Source organism: Mucilaginibacter sp. HD30 (assembly GCF_054061755.1).
In genome coordinates this window covers 3216443-3229093 of sequence record NZ_JBSSEO010000001.1, presented here as the reverse complement: position 1 = coordinate 3229093, position 12651 = coordinate 3216443, and the positions used below count along the sequence as shown (strand labels likewise).

Sequence of the window (12651 nt, the reverse complement as noted above, 5' to 3'; positions counted from 1 at the left end):
AATTAGGAATATTCTGCTTAATAGATTTTTAAGTCAATTGCTCAAAAAATAAGTAATTTGGGCCAACCAATTTTGATTCCAGAACCAATTAGTGACTAAATGAAAAATTTACTCTTACTTCCTTTATTGTTTATATCGATGCTCGGCTTTGGGCAAACAAAGCCAGGTATGAAACTCTGGTATAAAACCCCGGCGGGTAAAACCTGGGAAAACGCTATGCCTATAGGAAATGGCCGACTGGGTGCCATGATCTATGGTAATGCCGAAAAAGAAACCATTCAGCTTAACGAGCATACAGTTTGGAGCGGCAGCCCCAACCGTAATGATAACCCAATGGCATTAGATTCGTTAGCACTGATCCGTCAGCTAATATTTGATGGCAAAAGAAAAGACGCTGAGAGAACTGCCGGCAGATCCATCATCACAAAAAAATCTCACGGACAAAAATTTGAACCGGTTGGAAGCCTTCAACTAACTTTTGACGGGCACGATAAATATTCAAACTATTACAGGGAATTGGACCTGGAAAAGGCAGTAACAAAAACATCTTACACCGTTGATGATGTAACCTACACCCGCGAAGCCTTCGCATCGTTTCCGGACCGTGTTGTGGTGATGCACTTAACTGCGAGCAAACCGGGCAAACTTTCTTTTACGGCCGGTTTTACTACGCCTCAAAAAAGGGCGACCATTAAAACAACAGCTGCTAAAGAGCTAACCATTTTTGGTGTTACGTCTGACCATGAAACGGTTAAAGGCATGGTGAATTACAAAGGTATTGTAAGGATGAAACTGGAAGGCGGCGACCTGGCATCGACAGATACTTCGCTGGCCGTAAAAAATGCCAACGCAGTAACTATTTATATATCTATTGCTACCAACTTTAACAACTACAATGATATTAGTGGTGATCAGGATAAAAGAGCGTTGGACTATTTAAACAAAGCTTATACAAAATCATATGCTGCTATGTTACCTGCACATGTAGCTGCTTATCAGAAATATTTTAACAGGGTAAAAATTAATTTGGGAACCAGCGATGCGGCTGCTGCAGCACTGCCTACAGACGAAAGATTGAAGAATTTTAATACCACTAACGATCAATCTTTTGCAGCACTTTATTATCAATTTGGCCGTTATCTTTTAATTTCGTCTTCGCAGCCGGGCGGACAGGCAGCTAACCTGCAAGGTATTTGGAACGATAAGATCAACGCATCATGGGATAGTAAGTATACTGTTAACATTAACGCAGAGATGAATTACTGGCCCGCCGAAAAAACAAACCTTGCCGAAATGCATTTGCCATTTATTGAGATGATAAAAGATCTGTCAATAGCCGGGCAAAAAACCGCTAAGGATATGTATGGCGCGCGCGGTTGGGTGGCACACCATAACACAGATATTTGGCGCGCAACAGGCGCAATTGACGGTGCTACTTATGGTTTATGGAACGGCACAGGCGGTTGGACAAGCCAGCACCTTTGGGAGCATTATTTATACAGCGGCGATAAAGCTTATCTGGCTTCTATTTACCCGGTAATGAAAGGCGCAGCAACTTTTTATGTTGATTATCTGGTTGAGCACCCGGTATATCATTGGCTGGTTGTTAGTCCGGATGAATCTCCGGAGAACCCGGCTAAACAGCACCAAAATTCTGCTGTTGACGCGGGCGTAACCATGACCAATCAGATAGTTTTTGAATTGCTAAGCTCAACCATTAAAGCCGCGGAGGTTTTGAAAAAAGACGCTAAGTTTATTGATACTTTAAAGGGGATAAGAAAGCGCCTGGCGCCTATGCATATTGGCCAATACGGCCAGTTACAGGAGTGGCTGGATGATGTGGACGATCCGAAAGATACGCACCGTCACATTTCGCACTTGTATGGGTTGTTCCCGTCAAACCAGATCTCACCTTACCGTACACCGCAGTTAGCCAGTGCAGCTAAAACTACGCTAACGCATCGCGGCGATGTATCTACCGGTTGGAGCATGGGCTGGAAAGTTAACTGGTGGGCACGTATGTTGGATGGCAACCACGCTTATAAATTAATTCAAAATCAACTTACACCTGTTGGTTCAGGTGGTCGTGGCAGCGGCGGTACCTATAACAACCTTTTTGATGCGCATCCACCGTTCCAGATAGATGGTAACTTCGGCTGTACATCAGGTATTACCGAAATGCTGATGCAAAGCGAAAATGGTGAAGTGCATTTACTTCCGGCGCTTCCGGATGTTTGGCAAAACGGCAGCGTTGCCGGCTTGCGCGCTATGGGCGGTTTCCAGATAGTAAGTGTGGAATGGAAAGACGGCAAACTGGTAAAAGCGGTTATCAAATCTACCCTGGGCGGTAACTTAAGATTAAGAGCGCCAAACGCCATCAAAGTAACTGCCGGAGCTTTAAAGAAAGCAACAGGCAAAAACTCAAATGCATTTTTCCAGGTTGAAGATACCCCAACTGCTGTCATATCAGAAAAAGCGACCCTTGTTCCGCTTAACCTGAAAGAAACGATGGTTTATGACCTGCCAACAGCAGCAGGTAAAACTTATACTTTGGTAGCGCAATAGTTGCCCATTTGAATAATAAACAAGCAAGCCTGCAATAATTATTGCAGGCTTGCTTGTTTTCAGGGCTTGTCGCGGCCCATGAATCTGTTTAGTCCCATCAGGAAACCTATTGCAAGTTTTATGTTCCTGGCCCGGCTTTCGGGGGACTTTAGATTAGAAATATAACGAATGATCTCCTTCTTGCGTGATGGCGGTAGTCCCTCAAAAACAGATTCGGCTTCTTTGTTTTGCGTCAGCGCCTGTAACAGATCAGGGTGTGCCTGTAATGTACGGTCCCGCCGATCAAATTCAACCGAAACTTCAATGATCTCGCCTACCTTTTTTGGCGAGTTGGGTAACATAGTGGTGTTGATATATAAACGCCACTCTCCTTTGTAGCGTAACAGCGTTTGTTCGTATGATTTTCCGTTTACCAGGCCACACACCGGGATATGCCCCTTGTCTCTTCCGGCATCTTTAAACAAGCCCAACAATATATCTTCAGGAACAAACACGAAAGGGTTAATTCCTATAATAGCTAACTCCGCTTTAAATGACGACATGCACTGCAAGATAAAGCGCGAAGGGGATTATTTATAAATGAAAGAGATCGTTTTATTTACTTTTAGGCCGCTAATATTTTCGCTGGTGTATTCAATTGTATACTTACCCGGCTTTGTAAGCGCGTAGCCTTTTAATACATCAACTTTTGTTACCAAGCTATCTTTTGAGTTAAGGCTGATGTAAGCGTCAGCCGGTGGCGGCATCATCCTTTTGGCCATGGCACCCTTGTACTGAACTTCCTGGCCCTGCTCATCCTTTATGTCCAGGTATTTGCTTAACAAAGGCTCAAAGGGCGTTTGCCATTTCAGGAATTTTTTAATGCTATCGGTTGGGTTGTAAACAGTAAACTTCAACAAAACAGAATCTGCTGTACGGATGGTGTCATTAATAGCCATTACCGCATAAATGTTCTTTTCGGTATCCGGCACTTGAGTGGCCATTGTGGCATCGTCTGTCTTATTGTTTTGCATGCTGCAAGACGCGGTTACAAATAATAAAAGGGCAATCGGCAAATAAAATATATTTTTCATAGGTGTTTTACTAATTACGTGTATAGACAAGCAAAGGCTGTTAAAGTTTTATAGCTATACAAACAGTTATAAAAGGATATCCTGTTGCAGAACAGCTATTTTAGCACAACCCGTGTGGCGCCATAACCAAATTTTTCCTTTTGAGCGTCCATAAAGGTTTGCACTTTGGGGTGCTTGCTTAGCGTTTTTTGCAGCTCGTGGCGCAAAGTACCGTTGCCCGCGCCGTGAATAAATATAACATCAGGCAGCTGGTGCACAATTGCAGCATCAAGCGATTTGTTAAAATGAGCCAGTTGGATCTTTAATATCTCTGTACTGTTAAAAAGCTGGTAGTCGTCCCGCAGCTTTTCTATGTGCAGGTCAATCTCGCGGCCGGGTTTAGTTAACGTGATTTTTTCTTCGGCAGATTGGAAAAAGCTTGCTTTTAACTTTTCGGCATCAATAACTAATTCAGGTTCGTCCAAACGAATCAGCCAGCCCTGTTGATTGATGACGGGCAGATTTTTCTTATTTCCCGAGAAATCTTTGGCTTTAAACTTCTCTGCAAATGTAAATGGCGCTGGCGCTTCAATATCCTGGGCGGTAAAATATAAAACATTAAGTACCACCTTCGGCCAAATTTGAAGATCAGCCAATTGCGCTGAGTAAACCTTTGCCGAACTGTTTGGGCCGATGATGCCCGCATATTCGCCTTTAAAGCCTTGCTTTTCGGTAATTAGCGTTGCTAACAATTGGAAGGAGGTATCATTGATCAGGTAAAAATGCACTACTGAATTGGCCTTTTCATCAGGCACAACACCCAGGTAAATACCCTTGGTTTTAAATTCAGCTGCCAGTATTGGCGGCTTATCAGTCGTGTTAATAGTTGCTGTCCCCGGCGCTTTGTAACCATGTACCAGCGTAACTTTAGCGGCCGGCACAGGTATTTCAAAATCGTCATCACCGGTTACCCCAATCATTTGTTCGTCAATAATGCGGGTTATAAAACCTTCCAGCTTCTCGTCAACAAAGCGTACAAAATCGCCTAATTTATATTTCATAGTGGTGTTTTGGGTAAAGCTACTTTATATAGTTATACCATACAGATCCTCGGTATTAAAAAAGCCCGCAAATATTTCATTTGCAGGCTTTGCGGAGAGGGAGGGATTCGAACCCTCGATACGCTTTTGGCGTATACACACTTTCCAGGCGTGCTCTTTCGACCACTCAGACACCTCTCCAGGTCATTATTTGGATGGCAAATGTAACAAAAAAACCGCCCCAAAAAATTGGAGCGGTCAAAACTAAATTATAACCTAAAAACTATACTCACTTTTATCACCATCATGGCAATTGCGGTGTTATTATAATAGAGTGTTTTAACGTTAGATGGTTTAATAGAGGATGATTATTTTTGTAAAAAGGATGCGCCAATCAGCACATTTGCCGGTATAACAGCGTATAGGCAAGATTTTATATTTAATAGCGAACATGGAATTTAACCCGGGCAACAACATTATACAACTTTGTATAAAAGGCATGGATATGGAAGAGAAAGGCAAACCTGAAGAGGCAGGCAAACTCTTTCTTCAAGCCTGGAACGAGGCTTTAAACGATTTTGAAAAATTTATTGCTGCCCATTATGTAGCGAGGCACCAAAAAACTGTTTCGGCCAAATTACAGTGGTACCAAGCAGCTTTGCAGTTTGCGTTAAGCGTAAATACCGACGCGGTTAATGGCGCTTTTGCTTCACTATATTTAAATATCGCCAAGTGCTATGAAGAACTGGGCGACTTTGACAACGCAAAAAAGAACAATGAATTAGCTATATCGGCCGCGCATACACCAACTGATAAAGGGCCCTTTTATCACGGAACAAAGGCAGATATGCACATCGGCGATTTATTGACCGCCGGCCGCGGGTCTAATTATCAGCCTGAGCTGCTAATGAATCATATTTACTTTACCGCCCTGGTTAATGGGGCGGGCCTTGCCGCGGCATTAGCCAAAGGAGATGGCCAAGAACGTGTTTATATTGTTGAACCTGTAGGAGGTTTTGAAAACGACCCCAACGTTACCGACAAGAAGTTTCCGGGTAACCCTACACGTTCTTATCGCACCCAAGAACCTTTAAAGATAATTGGTGAGGCGAAAGATTGGTTAAGACAAACCCCGGAGGATTTGCAAAAATGGCGCGAAAGGTTGGCGACTAACAAAGGAGAGATAATTAATTAAATTTGAACAGGATACTTAACAGGTTTTGGGTAGTGTAAAATGAAATGTACTTCCGTCTCCTTCTAAAGATTCAACTGTAATATTTCCACAAAGATTCTCAATTATCTTTTTGGTAATTGCCAACCCCATGCCGGTACCAGGATATTCTTCGCGTGTGTGTAAACGTTTTAAAGGCAGAAAAATTTCTTTGAGATGAGCCGGGTGGATACCTATGCCATTATCTGCAATAGCAAATTTCCAGTGATCACCTTTGTCTTCTGCAGATATTCTAATGGCCGGCGCATTACCCTCATGATGGTATTTTAATGCATTACCAATAAGGTTTTGAAATACCTGGTGCACGGGCGCTCTAAAAGTACTTAAAACAGGCAATTGCTCAATTTCAATATTGGCGGTAAGTTCTTCTACCTGCTTTCTATAAAAACCAACTATTTTTAAAACTAACCCTTGTAGGTCAATATTTTCCCGCTTATCATTAGTACGCCCCACGCGCGAGTAGTCTAACAGGTCAAGTATAATCTGGCGCATGCGGGCGGCACCATCTACGGCAAAGAACATGTACTGTTTGCCTTTTTCATCAAACGTGTCGCCATACTTTTTATTGATCTGCCCTAAAAATCCGGTTACCATGCGCAGTGGTTCCTGCAAATCATGCGATGCTGCATACGTAAACTGTTCAAGGGCTGCGTTAGATACCGCCAGTTCCCTTGCTTTTTGTTCTAACTTTTCATTTAGTACTTTCAATTCTGTTTTGTGTGCAATGCGTTCTTCAGACATTAATGCTTCTTTTTCTAATTCAATATTATGCAGCGCTTGTTGTAGGTACAGTTCGCTATTTTTTTTAAGCTGAAATGACCATAATCCGCAGATAAGCAAAATTGCAATTGCCAAACTGATATGTATAATGAATGTAGAAAGGTGGAAATAGTTAAGCTGCGTAGAATATAGTCCCGAAAATGCTGGGTGTTGTATATCAGATACCGCGAGCTGTAGCATTAGGATAACCAGGATAGGTACTTGCAGTTTCCAGTTTTGATAAAGGTATTTTGCTAAAAAATAAGCCAAGACCCAAATGCCGCTAATACCAATTGCTATAAGCCAGACGCCGTAAAAAAATGCAAAACTACAGCCAATAAAAAAATACCCAATGAGAAAATAATTCAACAATCGGCCTGAAGGTTCTTTAACATCCAATAACATAGCATAATTATTTGAGTGGCTCATTTCAATTTGGGGTCTTTTACGTAACCTACCAGCAAAGGTTATCTTTTATAATGGCTTTAATAGTGGTTCGCCGGCTTATCGTATAAAGTAATATCAAGTAATACACTATAAATTCAGCGTCAGCGCCAGAAGTTGGGCTATGGCCAATTTAAAATTAGATGCATGTAGAATACTTGGCGCTTCAATTTGGTCATGTAAAAAATCTTCAACCAAATCAAATTCGCTGGGTTGTCTTCAATTACCAAAATTCTTAAACGGCGGCTGCTCATTGCTGGCGGGGTATCTGCTTTTTTGCCTTAATATGATGAATGTCAGGTTAGAAAATGATTTCCATCCAAATCACATAGTAAGGTTATGGTATCTTATACGGAAAATAAAAAGTTATGTTAGGGAATTAAATGAATAGGTAGGGCTATAGGAGAGGCTTAAAAACAATAATGCCGGATCCCATTACTTTCTAAACTCTTCTCCGATGCGCGGCGCTTCGGGTTTCTGTTCGTCTAACGAGGTACGGTACTTTATACAACCCCTTAAAAATACGGGCCATTCCGGTACGGCTATTTGCGGCTCCGTTTTTTCAGGTAGAAGCGCCCATAGATCGGGATGATGCCAGCATAGCTCATGCGCTGAGCTATCGCGATGTTTTCGGATACCGTTTCGCAGTTTAATTATTTCTTCAACCAATTGTTCGCGCGAGAGGGACGTTAAGTCGTTGTCTGTTGCTGCCATATAAAAGCATGGGATTAAACCGAACCCATACAGAATATACAAAAGAGCAGTCAATGTGTTTTTGGTGGGTTAAAGAGGTAGGTGGCTCAGAGCCGGTTGAGCCGCGCGAACCTTACTTCTTGCCAATATCCTGCTTATAGGGTATAGTGTAGCAGAGGGAGGTGCTACATCCAGCTACCAAACGCCACAGCAAACATTTGATAAAATAAAGCGGCAGGGTCTGTTTAGGAGACACTGCCGCTTTTACCATTAAATATGTGTTACCTGCTGTAGGTTTTTATTGCGGAGCTAATATAACATTATACGTTTTAACCACACCGTTGTAATCAAACTTCACCACTGCCATACTTTTAGATGTTTCAGGTTGAGTAATGCCTATTTTAACGGCAGGATTATTTGATGATGCGGTAACAACAGGCGCTGCCGTGCCCGCAGTATATTTATACGTTGTTTCGTAAATATCATATCCGGTAATTCCGTTAGCATTGGTTGATCTTAGCGGAGTAGCCGGAATAGTTACGGCTTGTCCACCAACAGCTATATTTACAGATGGTACAACGGGGCGTGTAATTTTCTTAGCTTTTGAGCTGAACCCAAGGCCCATTAAATCAAACAGCGCATCTGTTCCTTCGCCTTCTGCTACAAGGTATATAGCATGTTTCTTGCCCATATTGTCAACTATTTTGGCTACGTCTGCAGTAAATTGCGTTACCTCTTGTTTTGAATTGGCAGGCACAACTATCTCAGCAATTTTTTTCCCTTTCCAGGTGGCATTGTCCCAGGGGCCATCCAGCCACACGTTAACCTTAAAGGCCTTATCGGTTTTCGGGGTAAGCCACACGTTAAATTTAGTGCCATTGCCAGGTTTAGTTCCTTCAAATGGTTTCAAGCCTTTTTGGGCTGTTTTAAGGCCGCCAAAGCCAAAGTATTTATATCCTACAATGTTGCCATTCTTGGCTTTTTCAATAGGCATGTGGTTATCCCAAATATCCCATGAGTCTTGCTGAATTCTGCCGTCTGAAAGATAAGATGCATAACCGGCAGAGTAATACTGATACGGATCAAGCCCGTAAAAATGGAAACCTTCTGAAGTCACTTCGGCGCCCTTGTACTCTCTTCCCTGGCTGTCTTTAGCAGACCAGGTACCGTCTGCAGCGTACGGATCATAACCTCTGATCGTAACAGTACCACCTTCTGATACTGGTTTCTGATCCCACTTAATGGTAACCGGAGCTACCACAGCCTGGCGGGCAAATCCAAATCCACGCGGTGGCCTGTGATAAAACACATACCATTGTCCATTTATATCTTGTAAACTACCGTGCGTGTTGTGGCCGGCGTTTGTTGTTTGTATGCCTGTTCCATCCTGATTTAATACCGGCGCGCGCGAATCAACTACCACTCCGCCGCTTTTCCATGGTCCAAGAGGTGAGTCGCCTACGGCATAACGCAGGGTAGAGTTGGAGCTGCTTACACCATATTCCGGACCAGAGTAACCGCTAAAAATGGTTACATATTTATTACCAACCTTGCGGATAGATGATGCTTCAAAAAAGTTGAATGTGCCCAGATCTTCGCCGGGATAGATGTTTGGATATACAGCGGTTGGTTGCCGAAGAACGCCATAGCGTGAGCTTGCCGGTATGAGCAAATTAATAGGCTCTGTACCGGGACGCAAAGAATACATAGTATTTTGATCTAACTGCGCGGCTGATGATTTTTGAAAGCCCCAAAAACCATAAGCGCGGAAACCAATGTTGAAATCAGGATCTTTCGGATCGGTAACGTATTCTATATACACCGCCGGATCAAATCCTAATATACTACCAGGGATAGTGCTTTTGCCATCTTCAGTTAAGTTAACCGGTTTAAAAGGGCCGTCTGGGCGGTCACCCTTGCATACCATTGCTTCCCTGTTACGACCACGGCTGTGGGGATATAAATAATACTCTTTTTTGCCATTTTTTCTCTTCACCTCAACTAAATCGGGTGCATACATAACATCCCATTGTCCGTCTATAGGGTAGGTAAAAATAGCTCCTTCGTTACGCCACTTGGTCAGATCCTCTACAGGTGCAGACCACATCCTGATGTCGGGGCCGCAATATTCGGTAAATCTCAGATCATGAGATCCGATAATGTAAGCACGGTATTTTCCCGGATTATCAGGGTCTTCAAAAACGCGGGGTTCGCCGTCAGGAACATGCTCCCATAACGGCAGGTAGGGGTTCCCCGCCTTGGTATGGACGAATCTATCAGCCGTCTTTTTTTTAGCAGTGCTATTTTGCGCGCTTACTCCTGTTGCACAAAACAGAAAGATGGCGGCAAGAAATAAAACAATTTGGTGTCTTTTAAAACCGGATTGAAAGTTCATAAAGAATAAGTTTGTTGAGGTTTTTTAAAAGCCAAAGTAAACGTTTTTTATTAAAATACGACTAGCAAGGTGGAACGTAGCAGGGGTGCTACTTTAAATGACATCTATTATTGATTGATCATATTAAATTAGGTGCAATACATGCATTCCTAAAGGGATACTTAAACTGATAATTTTTTGTTATTGCGAAGCCTCCGCGGTTTTCTTCAACACTGTAAACAACAGATCTATTTTTAATGGCTTGCCTAAAAAGCCATTCATTCCTGCATTAAGGCATTCCTGTTGTTGTTCTGCAATAACATTAGCTGTCATGGCAACAATCTGTGGTTGAAAAGCGCCGTTTTTACGTATTTGGCGGCAGGCCGTCAGGCCATCCATTTCGGGCATTTCAAGGTCCATCAGTACCAGGTCATAGGGTTGCTTATCAAGCAGCTCAATTACTTCAAGTCCATTTTGGGCCAGGGCAGGTGCATATCCCAAACGCTCAAGGATCTTTAAAATAAACAGCTGGTTTATCTTATTATCTTCGGCTACAATAATGTTTAACGGATGCGCTGTTGCAAATTCTTTATCTAACAGACTGGTGGTTTTCGGCGCAGCACCTGTGCGCAAATTAAGCGCCGATAACAAAGTATGAGCCAACGCCTGTTGCTTAACCGGCTTGGTCAATATTGCCGAAAATTTTTGTTTTGCACTTCTTTCAAATTCTGCGCCTGCTTTCACCAATAATATCACCGGCAGGGTGACATCGGCGGCCTTTACGGCTGTAAATAGCAGTTCTTCGCCACATTCAGGCAATCCGGCATCTGTTATAATAATATTAAAACGTTGGCCGCTGTTTATCAGGTTAATTGCAGCAGTGGCATTATTTATACCCGTAACCACTACTTTCCATGACCTTAATTTTGCGCACAGCAGTTGTAGTGCGGTATCGTTGTCGTCAACAACCAGCATATGCAAGCCTTGCAACTGCATCACTTCCTGGTGGTAGTCTGGCTGCTTGGCATCCCGGACAATTCCGCATTTGATTGTAAAATTAAAAACGGTGCCCTTTTGCGGCTGGCTTTTAACAGATATATCACCACCCATAAGATTAACTATCTGCTTACATATCATTAACCCCAGGCCAGATCCGCCATATTTACGCGCTGTTGATGCCTCCGCCTGCGTATAAGGTTCAAATAAATGGGGCAGCTTATCGCTGGAAACACCTATGCCGGTATCGCTTACTTTAAAATCAATCTCAATTTTATCATCAAGATTTGCTTTAAGTTCTACATTTAAAAATATTTCGCCTTGTTGCGTAAATTTTGTGGCATTACCTATTAAATTTATCAGTACCTGGCGTAAGCGCATACTGTCGCCCAGTAAGTATTCGGGCAATTGGTCGTCTATATTATATAATAGTTCAACATTACTGTTAGCCAATTTTACAGAAAATAGCCCGAGCACTTCTTCCACGCAATTACGTAACGAAAACTCGTGGCTATCAAGTACCATCTTACCCGACTCAATTTTTGAAATGTCCAGCACATCATCAATCACACTTAACAACGCTTCGCCACTCTGAATAATAGCCTGGGCATATTCCTTTTGTTCGTCGTCCAGATCGGTTTCCTTCAACAGCGCAGCCATGCCCAATACGCCATTCATAGGCGTACGTATCTCATGGCTCATGGTAGCTAAAAAGACACTTTTAGCCTCATTTGCATTCTTATGCCTGAAAGCGTCTACTTGTTTGCGATATATAACTATTAGAAAACAAATAACGATGGTGAATGTGCACATCATGGCAACAATCACCATTACCTCAATATTTTCTGTTATTTCTTTCATTTATAATTGCCCAGAAAAATAGCAGGTACATAATCAACACAAAAGTACCATGCAAATCCCAAATTAAGTGCCTTATAAGCTTGCTTGCATTTTTACTGATTACATTTGAGAATATAAACTGAAACAGCGAGCTGCAAAAATAGATCAGAAACCCGGCAGCTACCAACCTTCCTGATCTGGTTATTAGTGCGCGGTTTTTAAAACCGTTTTGCATGGCCATATAAGCCGTTGTAAATATGATGATAATTAAGGCATCTAAAGGCCGGGTAAAGGTATTGTATTCGTATAGACTTTGAAAAAAGGTAAAGTTGATAATGCAGATCACCGGGAAGATGATCATTACCGCTTTAATCCATTTACTGATGTTCCCCTTTTCAAAAGCGTACAGAAAATACAGCATTACGGCAACTACTTCAACAATAGTATAAAAATGCAGGCCGGGCAGGTTGTTAATATGCTGGTAAGACAGTACACTGCCCATTACGTTAAGACCAAACGACGCGCCTAAATAAATCAATAATATCCGGAGAGGTTTATTTATTTGCTTATAAAAAACCAAACCCGAAATAATTGGAATTAGGGTAGCAGCGGGTATAACATACCCTAAATAAATGGCAGAAGGTGACATTGTTAATG

10 protein-coding genes and 1 tRNA gene are annotated in these 12651 nt (G+C 42.3%); 2 read left to right on the top strand and 9 right to left on the bottom strand.

Features of this window, described 5'->3' with window-relative positions; genetic code table 11:
• Positions 1-168: 168 nt before the first annotated feature.
• Positions 169-2565: a glycoside hydrolase family 95 protein gene (locus tag ACVW2L_RS15440; RefSeq protein ID WP_457128855.1), complete on the top strand. Its 2397-nt coding sequence runs from the start codon at positions 169-171 to the stop codon at positions 2563-2565.
• A gap of 59 nt (positions 2566-2624) precedes the next feature.
• Here the strand turns inward: ACVW2L_RS15440 and ACVW2L_RS15435 are convergent, their stop codons facing one another.
• The 4 genes from ACVW2L_RS15435 to ACVW2L_RS15420 form a co-directional block, all read right to left on the bottom strand.
• Positions 2625-3107 (bottom strand): YdeI/OmpD-associated family protein, encoded by a 483-nt coding sequence (locus tag ACVW2L_RS15435; RefSeq protein ID WP_457128854.1) that lies wholly within the window; start codon positions 3105-3107, stop codon positions 2625-2627.
• A gap of 27 nt (positions 3108-3134) precedes the next feature.
• Complete coding sequence (locus ACVW2L_RS15430; RefSeq protein ID WP_457128853.1) at positions 3135-3638, bottom strand: protease; 504 nt, start codon at positions 3636-3638, stop codon at positions 3135-3137.
• A gap of 95 nt (positions 3639-3733) precedes the next feature.
• The gene (locus ACVW2L_RS15425) at positions 3734-4678 is read right to left on the bottom strand and encodes a Smr/MutS family protein (RefSeq protein WP_457128852.1); all 945 of its coding nucleotides are present in this window, start codon (positions 4676-4678) and stop codon (positions 3734-3736) included.
• Between the two features lie 92 nt (positions 4679-4770).
• Positions 4771-4858 (bottom strand) — tRNA-Ser (locus tag ACVW2L_RS15420).
• A gap of 586 nt (positions 4859-5444) precedes the next feature.
• Here ACVW2L_RS15420 and arr point away from each other — a divergent pair.
• Positions 5445-5852: an NAD(+)--rifampin ADP-ribosyltransferase gene (gene arr, locus ACVW2L_RS15415; RefSeq protein WP_457130205.1), complete on the top strand. Its 408-nt coding sequence runs from the start codon at positions 5445-5447 to the stop codon at positions 5850-5852.
• Positions 5853-5867: 15 nt separating this feature from the next.
• On the opposite strand, the gene ACVW2L_RS15410 is transcribed toward arr, so the two are convergent.
• From ACVW2L_RS15410 to ACVW2L_RS15390, 5 genes are all read right to left on the bottom strand, one after another.
• Positions 5868-7076, bottom strand: coding sequence for a sensor histidine kinase (locus ACVW2L_RS15410; protein ID WP_457128851.1), 1209 nt, complete (start codon positions 7074-7076; stop codon positions 5868-5870).
• 450 nt (positions 7077-7526) lie between these two features.
• Positions 7527-7805: a hypothetical protein gene (locus ACVW2L_RS15405; RefSeq protein WP_457128850.1), complete on the bottom strand. Its 279-nt coding sequence runs from the start codon at positions 7803-7805 to the stop codon at positions 7527-7529.
• Between the two features lie 277 nt (positions 7806-8082).
• Positions 8083-10179 (bottom strand): hypothetical protein, encoded by a 2097-nt coding sequence (locus tag ACVW2L_RS15400; protein WP_457128849.1) that lies wholly within the window; start codon positions 10177-10179, stop codon positions 8083-8085.
• Positions 10180-10359: 180 nt separating this feature from the next.
• Positions 10360-12015, bottom strand: coding sequence for a response regulator (locus tag ACVW2L_RS15395; RefSeq protein WP_457128848.1), 1656 nt, complete (start codon positions 12013-12015; stop codon positions 10360-10362).
• Positions 11990-12643, bottom strand: a complete 654-nt coding sequence (locus ACVW2L_RS15390; protein WP_457128847.1) for a hypothetical protein — start codon at positions 12641-12643, stop codon at positions 11990-11992. The genes ACVW2L_RS15395 and ACVW2L_RS15390 overlap by 26 nt, the downstream gene beginning before the upstream one ends.
• Positions 12644-12651: the final 8 nt, after the last annotated feature.